General features: G+C 72.3%; 17 protein-coding genes, 1 tRNA gene and 1 pseudogene. 12 read left to right on the top strand and 7 right to left on the bottom strand.

Translation table 11 applies throughout. The features are described from left to right. Nucleotide 1: 1 nt before the first annotated feature. The 4 genes from MCAG_RS12955 (at nucleotide 2) to MCAG_RS12945 (ending at nucleotide 2,796) form a co-directional block, all read left to right on the top strand. Complete coding sequence (locus MCAG_RS12955) at nucleotides 2-781, top strand: phosphodiesterase (protein WP_007073426.1); 780 nt, start codon at nucleotides 2-4, stop codon at nucleotides 779-781. A 458-nt stretch (nucleotides 782-1,239) separates the two neighbouring features. Further along, nucleotides 1,240-1,401 carry a hypothetical protein gene (locus MCAG_RS32475; protein ID WP_157548020.1) on the top strand — a complete coding sequence of 54 codons (162 nt, stop codon included), beginning with the start codon at nucleotides 1,240-1,242 and terminating at the stop codon, nucleotides 1,399-1,401. A gap of 117 nt (nucleotides 1,402-1,518) precedes the next feature. Beyond that, complete coding sequence (locus tag MCAG_RS12950; RefSeq protein ID WP_036373296.1) at nucleotides 1,519-2,034, top strand: hypothetical protein; 516 nt, start codon at nucleotides 1,519-1,521, stop codon at nucleotides 2,032-2,034. A gap of 102 nt (nucleotides 2,035-2,136) precedes the next feature. Then, nucleotides 2,137-2,796 (top strand): HNH endonuclease family protein, encoded by a 660-nt coding sequence (locus MCAG_RS12945; RefSeq protein WP_007073424.1) that lies wholly within the window; start codon nucleotides 2,137-2,139, stop codon nucleotides 2,794-2,796. A 101-nt stretch (nucleotides 2,797-2,897) separates the two neighbouring features. Here the strand turns inward: MCAG_RS12945 and MCAG_RS29665 are convergent, their stop codons facing one another. Continuing rightward, on the bottom strand, nucleotides 2,898-3,401 hold the full coding sequence (locus tag MCAG_RS29665; RefSeq protein ID WP_157548018.1) for a hypothetical protein: 504 nt from the start codon (nucleotides 3,399-3,401) through the stop codon (nucleotides 2,898-2,900). Nucleotides 3,402-3,628: 227 nt separating this feature from the next. Here MCAG_RS29665 and MCAG_RS34695 point away from each other — a divergent pair. Then, nucleotides 3,629-3,924: pseudogene (locus MCAG_RS34695) on the top strand (site-specific integrase); the annotation flags it as partial. 65 nt (nucleotides 3,925-3,989) lie between these two features. Here MCAG_RS34695 and MCAG_RS12935 read toward each other — a convergent pair. Together MCAG_RS12935 and MCAG_RS12930 are read right to left on the bottom strand one after the other, a co-directional pair. After that, nucleotides 3,990-4,066, bottom strand: a tRNA-Pro gene (locus MCAG_RS12935). Between the two features lie 318 nt (nucleotides 4,067-4,384). Then, complete coding sequence (locus MCAG_RS12930) at nucleotides 4,385-5,278, bottom strand: metallophosphoesterase (protein ID WP_036373294.1); 894 nt, start codon at nucleotides 5,276-5,278, stop codon at nucleotides 4,385-4,387. A 25-nt stretch (nucleotides 5,279-5,303) separates the two neighbouring features. Here MCAG_RS12930 and MCAG_RS12925 point away from each other — a divergent pair, with 25 nt between their 5' ends. Beyond that, complete coding sequence (locus MCAG_RS12925) at nucleotides 5,304-5,759, top strand: GatB/YqeY domain-containing protein (protein ID WP_007073422.1); 456 nt, start codon at nucleotides 5,304-5,306, stop codon at nucleotides 5,757-5,759. A 119-nt stretch (nucleotides 5,760-5,878) separates the two neighbouring features. Here the strand turns inward: MCAG_RS12925 and MCAG_RS12920 are convergent, their stop codons facing one another. After that, complete coding sequence (locus MCAG_RS12920) at nucleotides 5,879-8,323, bottom strand: transglycosylase domain-containing protein (protein ID WP_007073420.1); 2,445 nt, start codon at nucleotides 8,321-8,323, stop codon at nucleotides 5,879-5,881. Between the two features lie 399 nt (nucleotides 8,324-8,722). Between MCAG_RS12920 and MCAG_RS12915 the strand changes: the two genes are divergently transcribed. After that, nucleotides 8,723-9,040: a WhiB family transcriptional regulator gene (locus MCAG_RS12915; protein ID WP_007073419.1), complete on the top strand. Its 318-nt coding sequence runs from the start codon at nucleotides 8,723-8,725 to the stop codon at nucleotides 9,038-9,040. Between the two features lie 12 nt (nucleotides 9,041-9,052). On the opposite strand, the gene MCAG_RS12910 is transcribed toward MCAG_RS12915, so the two are convergent. The 3 genes from MCAG_RS12910 to MCAG_RS12900 are packed head-to-tail and all read right to left on the bottom strand — an operon-like array spanning nucleotide 9,053 to nucleotide 11,963. Continuing rightward, the gene (locus MCAG_RS12910; protein WP_198141548.1) at nucleotides 9,053-10,204 is read right to left on the bottom strand and encodes an ArsA-related P-loop ATPase; all 1,152 of its coding nucleotides are present in this window, start codon (nucleotides 10,202-10,204) and stop codon (nucleotides 9,053-9,055) included. Between the two features lie 53 nt (nucleotides 10,205-10,257). Beyond that, nucleotides 10,258-11,235, bottom strand: a complete 978-nt coding sequence (locus MCAG_RS12905; protein ID WP_007073417.1) for an ArsA-related P-loop ATPase — start codon at nucleotides 11,233-11,235, stop codon at nucleotides 10,258-10,260. A gap of 47 nt (nucleotides 11,236-11,282) precedes the next feature. Beyond that, a complete protein-coding gene (locus MCAG_RS12900) occupies nucleotides 11,283-11,963 on the bottom strand; it encodes a hypothetical protein (protein ID WP_007073416.1) in 681 nt (226 codons plus the stop codon). Nucleotides 11,964-12,325: 362 nt separating this feature from the next. Here MCAG_RS12900 and MCAG_RS12895 point away from each other — a divergent pair, with 362 nt between their 5' ends. The 5 genes from MCAG_RS12895 to MCAG_RS12880 all read left to right on the top strand — a co-directional run. Continuing rightward, nucleotides 12,326-12,814: a hypothetical protein gene (locus MCAG_RS12895; protein ID WP_007073415.1), complete on the top strand. Its 489-nt coding sequence runs from the start codon at nucleotides 12,326-12,328 to the stop codon at nucleotides 12,812-12,814. A 44-nt stretch (nucleotides 12,815-12,858) separates the two neighbouring features. Beyond that, nucleotides 12,859-13,014, top strand: coding sequence for a DUF4177 domain-containing protein (locus tag MCAG_RS31800; RefSeq protein WP_007073414.1), 156 nt, complete (start codon nucleotides 12,859-12,861; stop codon nucleotides 13,012-13,014). 5 nt (nucleotides 13,015-13,019) lie between these two features. Continuing rightward, nucleotides 13,020-13,481, top strand: coding sequence for a RidA family protein (locus MCAG_RS12890; RefSeq protein WP_007073413.1), 462 nt, complete (start codon nucleotides 13,020-13,022; stop codon nucleotides 13,479-13,481). A 124-nt stretch (nucleotides 13,482-13,605) separates the two neighbouring features. Then, entirely contained in the window at nucleotides 13,606-14,418 is an 813-nt protein-coding gene (locus tag MCAG_RS12885) for an MBL fold metallo-hydrolase (RefSeq protein ID WP_007073412.1), read from the top strand. Beyond that, the coding region (locus tag MCAG_RS12880; RefSeq protein WP_036373291.1) for an adenylate/guanylate cyclase domain-containing protein at nucleotides 14,415-16,098 on the top strand (1,684 nt) is incomplete at its 3' end. The genes MCAG_RS12885 and MCAG_RS12880, both read left to right, overlap by 4 nt.

The following is a 16,098-nucleotide window of genomic DNA, read 5'->3' as shown; positions in this document are numbered from 1 at the left end:
GATGCTCATCGCCCAGCTCAGCGACACCCACCTGACCACCGGTCCGCTGGCCGCCGAGCCCGCCGCCGCGCTGCACCGGGCGCTCGGCCGGGTGCTCGGCCTGCGTCCCCGACCCGACCACGTGGTGATCACCGGCGACCTCGCCGAGCACGGCAGGCCCGAGGAGTACGTCGCGCTACGCGAGCTGATCGCCCGCTTCCCGGTGCCGGTGCACCTGGTCGCCGGCAACCACGACGACCGCGAGTCCCTGCTCGACGTCTTCGGCGGCACGCCACACCTCGGCGGCGGCTACCAGGCCCACTACGCCGTCGAGCTGTCGGACGCGACCATCGTCGTGCTGGACTCGGTCGTCTCCGGCGAGCCGGCCGGCCGGCTCGGCCCCGAGCAACTCGCCTGGCTCGACGAGACGCTGGCCCGCCGGCCCGAGCTGCCCGCCGTCGTCTGCCTGCACCACCCGCCCGTCCCGGTGGGCCTGCCCTACCTCGACGGCATGCGCCTGCTCGACGGCGACGGCCTGGCCACGGTGGTGGCCGCGCACCCGCACGTCGTCCGGGTCGTTGCCGGGCACGTGCACCGCCCGATCACGGTCGGTTTCGCCGGCACGGTGCTGACTACCGCGCCGAGCACCTGGCGGCAGTCGTCACTCACCCTCGACGACGGCGACCAGATCGGGTACGCCCTCGAACCCACCGCCTTCCTGCTGCACCTCGTCGCCGACGGCGGCTGCGTCACACACACCGTGCAGGTGAGCCACGCGGCGGCCCTCACCGGCACGTTCTGACCCGGCCGGAGGGCACGAGCCGCCGTGATGCCGGCTGTGAGCGAGCCGCTCTGGTACGTCGTGTAAGGCTCGCACACGCACGCCGATCGGCTCGGCTGGTACCTCGGCCGGGGGCCGGCCACCGGGCGACTGCGGACGTACCCCGGATGCCGGGACTGCCGAGTCGTTGGTGGCGGCCACGCTCGCCAGGTGACCGGAGCCCGCCGGTGTGTCGGCCGCCGCCGCCGTTCGCGTCGCCGGGCAGCGCCGTTCGCGTCGCGCCCTGCCGCCGTTCGCGCCGGCCGGCGCGGCCGTTCGCGTTGCGCTGCGTCACCGTTCGGCCGTGATCGGCGGGCCCTGCGGGTGTACTTGCCGAACCGGGCGCGCAACCGTCCACAATGGTCGGGCCGTGCCGATAGCCTCTGCTCACGTTCCGCGCCGGCACTCCTTGAGGGTCGGCCGTCAGCATGTGGGGGATCGTGTCGAAGAAGAGGTTGACCGGCATCGCCATGGCTCTCGCCGTCGCCGTCGGTAGTTCGCTCACCCCGGCCGCGCCCGCGCAGGCCGCCACCCCGGCGATCCAGATCTCGAAGGTCTACTCCTGCTCGTGGGGGAGCGGCGGCAACTACACCAACTGCTGACCGGACGGCCCGGCCCGTCCGGCCGGCGAGGCGAGGCGGCCGGCTCTCATGAGGGGGGAGCCGGCCGCCAAAGCCCGGAGCTCTCGGGTGCCGTGCGGGTCTGCCATCCTGGGAGCGATGACGACGACCTGGCGACACCTGCCCGCGCCGGCCCGCGAGATCGCCCGGGCGGCCACCGACGCCGTGGCCGCCGCCCGCGCGCGGGACCCGGAGGCGTACGACGAGGCGGCCGACCGGCTCGCCGCCACGGACCGGTCCGGTCTGGTCCTCGGCGCGGTGGTCCGCCTGCTGCTGGAGGAGACCCACCCGGACGGGCTGGACGGCGACGACGTCCGGCAGGTGCTGGAGTCGTGCGTGCGGGGCGCGGCGAGCTGGCAGCTGGACGTCGACCCGCACCTGGTGCTGGTGCTGCTCGCCGGCGCGCTCGGCGTGTACGACCCGAGCGACGACGCCACCCCGCCCGACCCGGCCACGCTGGCCCGACACGCGCCGCTGCTCCTCGCCGACCTGCTGGCCGCGACGGGCCAGCCGATGAGCGCGAAAGGCCAGCCGGTGAGCGGGACGGACCGGCCGCTCGACGGCCTGCTGACCGCCGCGTTCGCCGAGATCCGGCGCACCGAGCTCAACGACTGAGAGGGTTCGCGAAGCGTTCACCTGCGGGTTCTGGTTGCGGGAATGTCGCCTCTGTCTATATGTATGAGAGACGATGCTTTCCGCCTACCCGGACGGAGCACCATGAACCGTACGCTGCGCGTGGCCGCGACGACCCTCACCGCCACCCTCGCCGCCACCGTTGGCCTGGCCCACCCCGCCTGGGCCGTCAGCTACTCCGCGCCCCTACAGACCGCGGTCGCGGCCCTGCCGGTGGCCACCGAGATCCGCACCGGCTACAGCCGGGACCTCTTCCCGCACTGGATCGACGCCGACGGCGACGGCTGCGACACCCGCAACGAGGTGCTGCTCGCCGAGGCGGTCGCCGCGCCGACAATCAGCGGCACGTGCACGCTCTCCGGCGGGCGCTGGTACTCCTACTACGACAACGCCTACTGGACGGCCACCGGCGACGTCGACATCGACCACATGGTGCCGCTCGCCGAGGCGTGGGACTCTGGCGCCCGCAACTGGTCCACCAGCCGCCGCCAGGCGTACGCGAACGACCTGGGTGACTCCCGCCCGCTGGTGGCGGTGACCGACAACGTCAACCAGTCCAAGGGCGACCAGGACCCCGCCACCTGGATGCCGTCGTACAGCTCCGCCCGCTGCCGTTACGTGAACGAGTGGGTGGCCACCAAGACCCGCTGGCGGCTCACCGTCGACACGGCCGAGAAGAACGCCCTGACGAGCTGGGCGAACTCCTGCCCCAACGTCACTATATCGGTGACGTACGCGTACTGAACCATCAAGCCCCTCCGTGGAGGGGCCTTGATTCTGCTCTTACCTCTGGTCGGAGTGGCCGGATTCGAACCGGGCAACCGGTTGAAGTGGCAGAGCCGATCTCACCGGCGAAGCCTCGGTTTGCCGTCTCTGCGGGCTACGGCAGCGGTAATCAGGGCGACTACTGCTCCAGCCGAGTGGGTCACGACGAGGAAGGCCAGTAAAGGGAGCACCGACAGGGCGACTACCAGTCCCCAGACGATGGCCGTCTGTGAGGGGGGCGACTGGACCGCGATCCCCCAACCCCACACGTATGCAGCCAGCAGCACCATCCCGCCGATGACGGCAGTGACCGGCGCTGCGGCCGAACGAGTCCTACGGGCAACCAGATCGCCGAAGAGAACGGCCGGAAGGGTTACCAGAGCTGTGACAGCGGTGCCCAGCACAGTAGCCAGCAGGACCGCCGTGGGGCCTGCCAGAGGACCGCCCGGGTCGAGGCCGAACAGCCCCGAGGCAACCAGCAGCACAACGTAGATCAACGCCGCTTCGACAGGAAAGACCAGCCAGCTCAGTCCGGCCCCAGCCGCGTACCTCGCCACATGCCCCAGACCTGCGAAGAGTTTCACGCGGCGCAAACTACCATCGGGCCAGCTCACGGTGCTTGCCATGGGTACGGGCCAGTCCGGTCCTCCGTGAACCCACACGCAGTTGACGGGCCGTTTCCCGGACGTCGAAGCGGGACTGCCGATGCCTGGTCACGTGCCAGAGGTGAACACCTCTTGCCAGCGCTTGGGATGGGCTGGAGCATCACGGTCATCGGCCAAGTGCCGGCAAGGACTGGCATCCGCTTGAGCTGGTCTTCGCCTCAACTGTCGGCACTGCCCTCGACGCGGCCAACGTCCGCCGGGCCTTCCGCCGAGTTGTCACCCTGGCTGGCCTCGATCCGGCTGCCTGGACGCCGTGCGAACTACGGCCCAGCTTCGTATCGCTGCTTCCCGACAGTGGGATGGGTCTGAAGACACCGTTGACCTGTGCGGGCGCTCTGGAACCACCGTCACGGAGCTGGTCTACCGACATCAGCTCCGGCCGGTGCTGCTCCAGGGCGCGGCGGTCATGGACCGCATCTTCGCGATGGCTCCGGACCGGTAGTCACTCAGTTAGTCGCCCAGGAAAGACCAGAGGGCACATCCATCGACTGGATGTGCCCTCTCACCTGGTCGGGGTGGCCGGATTCGAACCGACGACCTCTTCGTCCCGAACGAAGCGCGCTACCAAGCTGCGCCACACCCCGAGGCGTGCCGACAAATAGTAGCCCACCCGGTCCGATGGTCAAACTCGGTACCCCACCCCTCCCGCGACCCGCGCAGGGCCCCGCCGGCAGCCCCTGCGCCGGCCCGGGGGCAACTCCGACCCGCAGGGCCGTGACCAGCCAGGCCGCCCACTCGGCCCGTCCGAGCCGCCCTTGGGCGGCCCGACCGGTACCAGGAGCCAGGGCGGCGGTAGCACGAACGGGGCAGCTCCATAGGCGGCGTACATCACAATTGGCGGCCCCCGGCCCCCGGCCCCCGGCTGGCCCCAAGCCCGAAGCCCGAAGCCCGGGGGGCGAGCGTCAGCGCGGGATCAGGGTGAGGATGCTCGCCTCGGGCCGGCAGGCGAACCGGACCGGCGCGGTCGGGTGGGTGCCAAGGCCGGCCGAGACGTGCAGCCAGGAGTCCGAGCCCGGCCAGCGGTGCAGGCCCTTCGCCATCGATCGGGGTAGCCCGCAGTTGGTCACCAGCGCGCCGTAGCCCGGCACGCAGACCTGCCCGCCGTGGGTGTGGCCGGCCAGCAGCAGGCCGAAGCCGTCGGCGGCCATCTCGTCGAGCACGGCCGGCTCGGGGGAGTGGGACAGCGCGATCGACAGCTCCGCCGAGGTGGAGACGGGGCCGGCGACGGCCGGGTAGTCGTCGCGCGCGATGTGCGGGTCGTCGACACCGACCAGCTCGACCAGCCGTCCGCCCGCCTTGAGCGTCGTCCGGGCGTTGTTCAGGTTTGCCCAGCCCGCGCCGGTGAAGACGTCGCGCAGCTCGTCGTACGGCAGCTCGGCGCCCTCGGTGTACTCCCGGTCGGGCAGGAAGTAGCTGAACGGGTTCTTCAGCACCGGCCCGGTGTAGTCGTTGGAGCCGAACACGAAGGCCCCGGGGAAGTTCAGCAGCGGCTGGAGGGCGCGCAGCACGCCGGGCACCGCGCCCGGGTGGGCCATGTTGTCGCCGGTGACCACGACCAGGTCCGGGTCGAGCGCCGCGAGCGACGCCACCCAGTCCTGCTTGCGTCGCTGCTCCGGCATCATGTGCAGGTCCGACAGGTGCAGCACGCGCAGCGGCTCGGTGTCGGCCGGCAGCACCGGCACGTCGAACCGGCGCAGGGTGAACATGTTGCGCTCGACGAGTGACGCGTATGCCAGGGTGACCGCTCCGGCCGCGATGGTGCCCGCGCCGAGTCGGAATAGTGTGCGCTTTCGCATGCCGTTCAGGGTAGTTTCACCGTCCATGAGCACGCTGAAGGACCGCCTCACCGCCGACATGCGCGCTGCCCTGAAGGCGCGCGACGAGCTGACCACCTCCACCCTGCGGATGGCCCTGGCGGCCGTCGGCACGGCCGAGGTCGCCGGCAAGGCCAAGCGCGAGCTCACCGACGACGAGGTGCTCGCGGTGTTGACCAAGGAGGCGAAGAAGCGGCGCGAGGCCGCAACCGCCTTCGCGGACGCGGGACGCGCCGAGCAGTCCGCAAAGGAGACCGCCGAGGGCGACGTGCTGGAGCGGTACCTGCCGAAGCAGCTCTCCGACGACGAGCTTGCCGAGCTGGTCGCGGAGGCGCTCGCCGCTGGCGGCTTCACCGGCAAGGCGCAGATGGGCCCGGCGATGAAGGCGGCCCAGGCTGCGGTGGCCGGCCGGGCCGAGGGAGGCCGGGTGGCCGCCGAGGTGCGCCGCCAGCTCGGCCTCTGAGCCCTCCGGGCGACCCCGAGGGGGTACGCCCACCGACACGCCGCACCACGCGAAACGGGCGGGCACCCTCTGTCGGGGTGCCCGCCCGTCGCGTCGTCACGCCGAGCCGGGTGCGGCCGTCAGCCGTTGCGGCCCGGTGGTCGGCCGGGACCGGGTAGGTTGCCCGGGCCGGGCCCGGCGCCGTTGCCCGGCGGGCCGGCCGGGGTGCCGCTGCCGCTGCTGACCTCGATGACCACCACGCCGCCCTTGATGGTGCGCCCGTTCGGGCTGGTGCTGGCGACCTTGCCGGCCGCGCAGCTCGACGGGATCCGGGCCGAGGAGACCACCGGGTCGAAGCCCGCGCCCCGGAGCCGGTCCTTCGCGGTCTCGACGTCCATGCACTTCACGTCGGGGATCGAGCGCTGGTCACCCTCCATGATCTTGCCGCTGGGCGGGGTGAACTCGATGCCCTTCTTGCCCTTCATGGCGTCGCGCAGCGTTTCGTACACCGGAGGGTTGATGCCCGTCGGGGTGTCGTGGCCCATCTGCTGGTTGGTCTGCGGCCAGTCCGGGTCGGCCATGATGCCGGCGACCGAGTACTGCTTGGTCATCGCGACCAGCGAGGAGGTCTTCTCCGAGTCGGTGGTGCCGGACTTGCCGGCCACCGGCTTGCCGACGATCCGCCGAACATTGCCGGCGGTGGCGCCGGTGCAGCGGGTGGTGGCCGACCGGTCGCCGACCGGGCAGCGGGCCGCGTCCACGGCCGCGCGGGCGACGTCGGTGCTGATCCGCTGCTCGCAGCGCGGGTTGGCGATGTCCAGTTTCTTACCGTCCGGGCCCTTGATCTCCTGCACCGGGATCGGCTCGCAGTACTTGCCGTCGGCGGCGAGGGTGGCGTACGCGTTGGCCAGGTCCAGCGGGGTGGTGGCCGACACGCCGAGGGTGAACGCACCCCACTGGTGCGCCGCCTCCTTGTTGTTGGCGAAGTTCGCGTCCTCGGTCGAGCGGAACTGGATGCCCAGCTTCTGCGCCGCCTTGACCACGTTCTCCGAGCCGACCTGCTGCTGGAGCGGGACGAAGAAGGTGTTCACCGAGCGGCCGAACGCGCTCCACATGTTGTGCACGCCGGCCATCGACTCCACCGAGTTGGTCGGGCAGTAGAAGTGGGTGCCCGGGCAGGCGGCGGGGCTGCTGCTGTCGATGATGTATTCCGACTTGAACTGCTTCGGCGAGTTGATCGTGTAGCGGAGCGGGATGCCCTTCTCCAGGGCGGCCACGATCGTGAAGATCTTGAAGGTCGAGCCGGCCTGGTATCCCTTGATGTCGCCGCCGCCGGTGAGCAGTGGGTTCACCGTGTTGGGGTAGTTGCCCCGGATGCCCTTGCTGCGCTTGCGCGGGTCGGTGCTGAGCTTGTTCTGTGGTTTCCTCGGGTCGTCGATCTTGAAGTTCCGGTTCACCGAGAGCGCGCGGACCCGGCCGGTGCCGGGCTCGACGACCGCGACCATCCGGGCCGCCTTGCTGTTGACGCCCAGGTTCTTCCGGACAGCCTTGTCGGCGGCGTTCTGCGCCTGCGCGTCGAGGCTGGTGACGATGGTGTAGCCGCCGCTCTTGAGCCGCCGCTCCCGGTCGTACGAGGTCGAGCCGAAGGTCTCCTGCTGCATCCACCAGCGGTAGAAGTAGTCGCAGAAGAAGCCCCACTCCTTCTTGTTGGTGGCGACGCAGCCGTTCGGGGTGGTCTTGTCCTTGACCACCATCTTGGTGGCCTTGGCCGCCTCGCCCTCCTCCTTGGTGATGGCACCGATCTTGATCATGTTGTCGATGACGTAGTTGCGCCGGTCCAGGGCCAGCGGGTACCCGGTCTTGGTGGTCGGGTCGTTCGTGGTCGGGGCCTTCACCATGCCGGCGAGCATGGCCGCTTCCTCGATCTTGAGCTTGTTCGGCGGCTTGCCGAAGTAGACCTGGCTGGCGGCGTAGATCCCGTATGCGCCGTTGCCGAAGGAGGCGAGGTTCAGGTAGCGGGTGAGGATGTCGTCCTTGGAGAACTCCTTGTCGACCTGGAGGGCCAGCCGCATCTCGCGCATCTTGCGCCTGCTGGTGTCCTCGGTCGCGGCTACCACGTCGGCCGGATGGGTGGCCGAGTACGCGATGGCCAGCCGGACGTACTGCATCGTCAGGGTCGACGCGCCCTGCTGGGAGTTCGCGCCGGACTGGTTGTTGACGAACGCCCGGGCGACACCGTTGAGGTCGACACCGTTGTGCTTGTAGAAGTCGTGGTCCTCGGCCGCGATGATCGCCTTCTGCATGTACGGCGAGATGTCCGCGAGCTTGACGTCGCGCCGGTTCTCGTCGTACATGGTCGCCAGCGGTGTCTTGCCGTCGGAGGCGAGCAGGTAGCTGATCTGGGGCGCCTGGCCCACCGTCAGCTCCTTGGGCAGCGCCCCGAAGGTCTCAGCGCCGGCCTTGGCGGCCAGCCCGGACATCGCCACTGCGGGAAAGGCCGCCGCCGCGACCACCACGCCGGCCAACAGGCCACAGACGAGCAGCGATGCGGCGTTGGTCAGCACATTGTGGTCACGTTTCCGCATCCAGGTCACCTCGACAGGGTACGCGAGTAGGGAACGAGGGGCGCTGGGGCGTCTTTCTCCCATTTCCTGCGCGCGCCGACCTCGTTGTGCTAAACGCACGAGCCCTGGTGCTGGGTTGCGCGGGTCCGCGCCGAGTCTCCACCGATCGGAGGAGCGGCGCAGCGTTTTCACGTACTGCGGCTGGGTAGACGGGGGCCGAAGGCCCGGGAAGCCGGGAGTGTCCGTAATGATGGATTTTGCCGACAACGTTGCGTAATCAGCCGACTACAGAGCATGATGGTGGCGGCGACCCAGCCACACGTCGTCCGTGCCGTCCTGGGGAGGGCGGGCGGACGACCGGGGGGATTCGACGGCTGGTCGCGCGAGGTCGGTAGGTACTGCAAGGGGGGACGTATACACATGGGCATGATCACTGACTGGCCGTCACTGGCGGCGTGTCAGAACGGGGACCCGGACGCGCTGTTCGTACAGGGCGCTGAACAGAATGTGGCGAAGCGGATCTGCCGGAGCTGCCCAGTTCGGTACGAGTGCCTGGCCGACGCGCTCGACAACCGGATCGAGTTCGGGGTGTGGGGCGGCATGACCGAGCGGGAGCGCCGGGCCCTGCTGCGCCGGCACCCCCAGGTCGCAAGCTGGCGCAAGATGTTCGAGGCGGCCATGAAGAAGAACGCGAAGGACCGGTCCGGCAAGGACAAGGTCCTCGTCCCGGCCGGCTGACGGCCGGTCAAATCACAACCGGCTGATCGCCGCGCCGATCGTCCGCAGCCCGTCGACGTCGTGCACGTCGGCGGGCTGCGCCGTCACCGACACCGCCGGCACCTGCGGGAACGCCTCGGTGAACCGGGCCGCCACCCGCTGCTCGCGCAGCGCCTGCTGGGCCAGCGCGGCGTGCGCCCGCAACACGTCGACCGTGCTGTCGTGCCCGCCGGCCTCGGCCAGCCGCTCCGCCGCAACCAGGCACGCCTCGGCGTCCAGCGCCGGCACCGTCGGTCGGTGCACCCGGTTGAGCACCAGCCCCGCCAGCGGCATCCGCTCGGAGCGCAGCCGCCCGGCGAAGTACGCCGCCTCCCGGACCGCGTCGGGCTCCGGGGCCGCGACCAGCAGGAACGCCGTCTCCCGCGCCTGGAGGATCCGGTACGTCTGCTCGGCCCGCTGGCGGAACCCGCCGAACATCGAGTCCAGCGCCGCCACGAAGCCGGACAGGTCGGTGAGCAGCTGCGCGCCGAGCACCTTCTGCACGACCTTCGAGAACATCCCGAAGCTCGCGGTGACGAGGCTGAACATGCTCCGGCCCCCGCTGCGCGCCGGGGCCAGCAGCATCCGCAGCATCCGCCCGTCGAGGAACCGGGAGAGCCGGGCCGGCGCGTCCAGGAAGTCCAGCGCCGAGCGGGACGGCGGGGTGTCCACCACGATCAGGTCCCACTCGCCCCGGGCGTGGAGCTGGCCGAGCTTCTCCATCGCCATGTATTCCTGGGTGCCGGCGAAGGTCGAGCTCATGGCCTGGTAGAACGGGTTGGCGAAGATCTCCGCCGCCTTCGCCGGGTCGGTGTGCTGGAGCACCACGTCGTCGAACGTGCGCTTCATGTCCAGCATCATGGCGTGCAACTCGCCGCCGCTGGCCTCGACGTCGATGCCCTTGACCTGGCGGGGCGTGTTGTCCAGCTCGGTCAGGCCCAGCGACTGGGCCAGCCGGCGGGCCGGGTCGATGGTGAGCACCACCGTGCGCCGGCCGTGTTGCTCGGCGGCGCGCAACGCGAGCGCGGCGGCGGTGGTCGTCTTGCCCACCCCGCCCGCCCCGCAGCACACCACGATCCGCACGCCCGGGTCGGCGAGGATCTGGTCGACGTCCAGCTGCGGCGCCGCGTGTTCGGAAGGCACCAATCGAGCGTATCGGGCTGCGGACAGTCTCCGCGCCGCGCCGGTGCCAGTGTGAGTCAATCCGCCCGCACGAGCACCCGGGACAACGCCGCCAGCCCCGCCCGGTCCACCCCGTCGGGCAGCAGCGGCAGCTCGGTCAGGGGAAGCCCCAGCTCGGCCAGGTCACCGCGCAGCGAGTCCTCCAGCTCCCGGCGTATCCACTGGTCCCGGGCCTCGGCGGCGAGCCCGGCGACGGTGTCCCGGTCGGCCGGCAACCCGGCGGCGAGCAGGCCGCGCCGCAGCTCAGCGGCGGTCACCGGCCGGCCGGCGGGCAGCGGTGGCCGGGCCGCGTTCACGATCACCCGGCCTACCGGGAAGCCGAGCTGCGTCAGTTCGGCGATCGCGTCCACCGTCTCCTGGACCGGCATCTCCTCCAGCAGCGTCACCACGTGCACCGCGGTCATCGGGGAGCGCAGGAGTGCGGCGACCCCCTCGCTCTGGGTCTTGATCGGGCCGACCTTGGCCAGCCGGGCCGTCTCCGCCGTGACCTTGAGGAACCGGCCGATCCGCCCGGTCGGCGGCGCGTCCAGCACCACCGCGTCGTACGCCCGGCGCTGGCCGGCCGTGCGGGTCGTGGCCTCCTTGACCTTGCCGGTGAGCAGCACGTCCCGCAGACCGGGAGCGATGGTGGTGGCGAAGTCGATCGCGCCGAGCTTGCGTAGCGCCCGGCCGGCCGCGCCGAGCTTGTAGAACATGTCGAGGTACTCCAGCAGGGCCTCCTCGGCGTCCACCGCCAGGGCCCGCACCTCCCCGCCGCCCGGGGCGTCGGTGAGGTGCCGCTCGGCGTACGGCAGCGGATCGGTGCCGAAGAGCTGGGCGATGCCCTGCCGCCCCTCGACCTCGACCAGCAGGGTGCGCCGGCCGTTGGCGGCCAACGCCAGTGCCAGCGCCGCCGCCACGCTGGTCTTGCCGGTGCCACCCTTGCCGGTCACCACGTGTAGGCGCGCCGGCCACTCCGTGCCGGCCGGGTCGGCCGTCCGCTCCGCTGCTCGCACCCGTCGAGCCTATCCACCCGGCCGGTCCCGCCGGTCGCGTCGCCCGGTCAGGCGATCTCGCAGACCCACCAGCCGGTCTTCTGCACCACGGTGAAGCGGAGATCCTGGTCGGCGACCTTTTCGTCGGAGGTCGTCATGGTCACCCTGGTGGTGACGGTGGCCCGGTCGCCGGTCTGGTTGTCCACCTTCGGGCTGGTCCAGCGGAACCGGGCGTCGGAGTACTGCTCGGCGTACCGCTTCAGCTCCGTGACCTTGGCGGTGATCTTCCGGTCGTCCCGGGCGGCGGCGCAGACGTAGCCGGAGGCCTTGCGGGCGTCCCGTTCCCGGTAGACGGCGGTGAGGAAGTTCTCCACCGCGACCGTCGGCTCCCTCGCGCCCTCGCCGTTCTCCGTGCTGCGCAGGGTGAAGAACGCAGCGGCGCCGCCACCGCCGCAGAGCAGCAGCGCCAGGACCGCCACGATCGAGGCGATGAGCACGCCGCGCTTCTGCTTCGGCGCGACCGGGGCGTGGTACGGCGGGTATCCCGGCCCGGGCGCGCCGGCACCCGGGCTCGGCGGGCCCCCGAAGGGGCCGGGCTGGGCCGGGCCGCCGAGCGGCGCGGGACCGGCCGGTGAGCCGACGCCGGGCGACGCGGGGGAGACCGGTACGCCGGGTGGGTCGGGCGTGTGGTCGCCGGAGGGCGGACCGCTTGGCGATCCGGTGGCGCCGCCGTTGGGCGGTTGGGTCATGTCTGTCCCCCGGGGGTGCGGCGCGTCGTCGTCCCGGCGGGACGCGAGCGCTGGTCGAGCGAAGGCGAGTGCGGAGGCGGCCGGGCCGTGGCCCGCCCGACGGGAAGGGTAGCGGTGAACCCGGCCCGGGGTGGGGCCCCGGGCGGCCCGGCGAGACGCGTCGATCACGGAAGCCGGCTCGCCACCATCCGTTACCGGACCGTAGCGTGTCGCATATGTGACTTTTGGTGCCCGAGCATGCGTGCCCCGTTGTCCCGGTGGGAAAACGGCCCTACGTTCGTGCCGGCGCGGGGGGCGGATCGGCGGATGGTCCGGGCTGGATGGTGACGACTTGATCAGGTGCGAGGCCCCGGAGGCAGTGCATGCGCGACCCCGACAATATCTCCCGAGCCCAGTTCCCGCCGCCTACCGGTTTCGCCCGGCGAACCGGGACCGGCCCCGCCGGCGAGGAGGGGCCGGTCACCGGCCCGCCGTTCAACGAGCGCTCCTACCGTCGGCTCAGCGACCCGGGGGAAATGCTGCGCACGCTGAGCCGGCCGGCCGAGCGTCCCCGCGACGAGGAGGAGACCGGGTACGTCATCCACCTGCCGATCCAGGTGGCCGACCTGGCGGCGGCGACCGCGCTCGCCGGCCGGGTGGCGGTCTCGCTCGGCTTTCTGCCCGAGCTGGACGCCGGGGAGACCACCGTCTCGACGGCCGACGACCAGAACAACCGGCACCGGGTCTTCTGCGACCTGCTGCTGGCGGACCGGTCGCGCTGCCCGCAGCGGTACGACCACGAGGGCCCCTGCGGCGAGCCTCCGGTCGCCCCGGAGCAGCGTCCCGCGCCGGGCGGTCCCGCCGGTACGTAGGCTGGGGTCGAAACAGTCACCGTCTCCTAGGGAGTCCCGCACCGATGCAGAAGTGGGAATACTCGACCGTCCCGCTGCTGGTCCACGCGACCAAGCAGATCCTCGACAACTGGGGTGAGGACGGCTGGGAACTCGTCTCCGTGGTCCCCGGCCCCAACCCGGAGCAGCTCGTCGCGTACCTCAAGCGTCCGAAGGTGTGAGCGGCGTGGGCAACGGGCCGCATGCGAAACTCGCCGAGCTCGGGCTGACGCTGCCCGAGGTGGCGCCCCCGGTGGCCAACTACGTGCCGGCCGTGCAGTCCGGGCAGCACGTCTTCGTCTCCGGGCAGCTTCCGATGGCCGAGGGCAAGCTGCTGGCCACGGGGAAGGTCGGCGCGGGGGTCTCCGCCGAGCAGGCCAAGGACCTGGCGCAGCGGTGCGCGCTGAACGCCCTCGCCGCCGTCGACGCGCTCGTCGGCCTGGAGAACCTGGTCAAGGTCGTCAGGGTGACCGGGTTCGTGGCCAGCGCGCCCGGCTTCACCGGTCAGCCGGGCGTGATCAACGGCGCGTCCGACCTGTTCGGCGCGGTCTTCGGCGAGGCGGGCCGCCACGCCCGCTCCGCCGTAGGCGTCTCGGAACTCCCCCTGGACGCCCCGGTGGAGATCGAACTGACCGTCGAGGTGGCCTGACCTCCCCCACTTCCCTCGCGATCTTGCACTTCGGGCCCCGGATGAAAGCCGTGGACGGGCACATATCCCGGGCCGCAAGTGCAAGATCGCGGGGAGTGGCGGGGGGAGTCGTACGATCGCTGGCATGACCGGGCACATCACGGCGGCCGTGGCCGCGCTGGCGGACGAGCTGCCGGGATGGGTGACCCTGCTGCGGGCACCGAACCCGGGGCCGATGACCCTCGACGGAACCAACACCTGGGTGCTGCGGGCCGGGCCCGGCGAGCCCGCCGTCATCGTCGACCCGGGGCCCGCCGACGACGGGCACCTGGCCGCGATCGCGGCCCACGCGCCGGTGGCCACGGTGCTGATCACCCACGGGCACCCCGACCACACCGAGGGCTCGCCCCGGCTGCGCGAGCTGCTCGGCGGTGCGCCGGTGCGGGCCGTCGACCCGGCACACAGCCACGGCGGGCCGCCGCTGGCCCCCGACGCCGTCCTCGACACCGCCGGCCTCACCGTCCGGGTGCTGCCGGCCCCCGGGCACACCGCCGACTCGGTCTGCTTCCTCGTCGAGCACGGCGACGAGCGGGTGGTGCTCACCGGCGACACCATCCTGGGCCGGGGCACCACCGTGGTGGCCCACCCGGACGGGCACCTCGGGGCGTACCTGAACAGCCTGGAAATGCTCTCGGCGTACCGGGGGATCCCGGCGCTGCCGGGCCACGGCCCGGCGCTGGCCGACTGCGGGGTCGCCGCCGAGTTCTACCTCGCCCACCGCCGGGCCCGGCTCGACCAGGTCCGGCAGGCGGTCGCCGAGGGCGCGCGGACCGCGCCGGAGGTGGTGGCCCGGGTGTACGCGGACGTAGACCGCTCGCTGTGGTGGGCGGCCGAGTGGTCGGTCCGCGCGCAGCTTGCCTACCTGGGGGTTCCCCCCGAGCCGGTGGAACAGCCGTGACCTGCCCCGTCTGCGGGACGGTCGCCGTGCCGGGGGCCCGGTTCTGCCACAACTGCGGGGCCGCGCTGCCGGCCGCCGCCACGCTGCCCGCCGCCGAACGGCGGGTGGTCACCGTGCTCTTCGGCGACCTGTCCGACTTCACCTCCTGGTCGGAGGACCTCGACCCGGAGCGGGTCGGCGCGGTCACCGACCGGGTGCTCGCCGCCCTCGCCGGGGCGGTGAAGACGTTCGGCGGGCACGTCGACAAGCTGACCGGCGACGGGATCATGGCGGTCTTCGGCGCGCCCGTCGCCCACGAGGACGACGCCGAGCGGGCCATGCGGGCCGCGCTGTCCATGCAACGGGCGGTGCGCCGGGTGCTCGACGACGAGCGGGGCGGCGGCGCACCGCTCGGCCTGCGCGTCGGCCTGAACACCGGCGACGTGATCGCCGGCATCCAGGCGGCCATCGAATACACGGTCATCGGCGACACCGTGAACACCGCGGCCCGGCTCGCCGACGCCGCCGCCGTCGGTGCCGTATACGCCGGGGCGCGCACCTCCGCGGCCACCCGGCACGTGGCGTCCTGGCGGGCGCTGCGCCCGCTGCGGCTCAAGGGCAAGCGGGAGCCGGTCGAGGCGTACGAGCTGCTCGGTCTCCTCGACGCCCCGGGCACCCGCTCCGGCCTCGGCGACGAGGCCCCGTTCGTCGGCCGGGAGACCGAGATCGGCCGGGTCGCCGGCCGGCTCGCCGAGGTCATCGACCGGAGTGAGCCCCGGGTGCTGCTGATGACCGCCGAGGCGGGCATCGGCAAGTCCCGGTTCGCCGCCGAGGTGGAACGCCTCGCCGCCGGCTACGACGTCGGCGCGGGCCGGTACGCCGCGCACACCGGCGCCCGGGTCCTCTCCGTGCGCTGCGCCGCGTTCGGCGAACGCCGCCGGCTCGCGCCCCTGGCCGACCTGGTCCGGGCCGCCGTCGGCCTGCCCAACGACACGGCCACCGCGCTGACCCGGCCGGCCGTCGAGGAGCGGCTGCGCCGGCTCAACCAGCGCCTCGGCCGGCTGGGAGAGGACGCCCCGCCGGTTTCCGCCGACCAACTGCTGGCCCTGCTCGGGTACGCCGACCTGCCCGCCGGGACCGACCAGGGCGAGTGGGGCGGCGGCGCGCAGCAGCACACCGACGCCGACGCCGTGCCCAACGCGGTGGCCGACCTGCTCAGCGCCCTGGCCGCCGAGGCGCCGCTGGTGGTGCTCGTCGACGACCTGCACGACGCCACCGCCGAGACCATCCGCGCGCTCGGGGTGACCCTGTCCCGGATCGCCGGCCCGGTGCTGGTGCTGCTGCTCGGCCGCCCCGAGCTGGTCCGCACCGCCGGTGCGCTGACCCGGATGGCCGACGCCGAGGTGCACGCGCTGCCCCCGCTGCGCGGCGCCGACGCGGCCCGGCTGCTCACCAGCTACCTCGGCGGCGGGAAGCTGCCGCAGCCCGACGCCGACCGGCTGCTCGCCACCGCCCAGGGCAACCCGTTCTACCTCGCCGAGCTGGTCACCCTGCTGATGGAGCGGGGCGCGCTCACGGCCGTGGCCGACCGCTCCGCCCCGGCCAACTCCGGCTGGCGGCTCGCGCCCGGCTCGCTGGGCAGCCGGCTGCTCTCCCGCGACCTCGCCGCCGTGCTCGCCGCACGCATCGACGCGCTGCCGC

It is taken from the genome of Micromonospora sp. ATCC 39149, from assembly GCF_000158815.1.
Taxonomy (GTDB): Bacteria; Actinomycetota; Actinomycetes; order Mycobacteriales; family Micromonosporaceae; genus Micromonospora.
The sequence above is the reverse complement of the archived record's forward strand: the minus strand, read 5'-3'. Positions and strand labels throughout refer to the sequence as shown.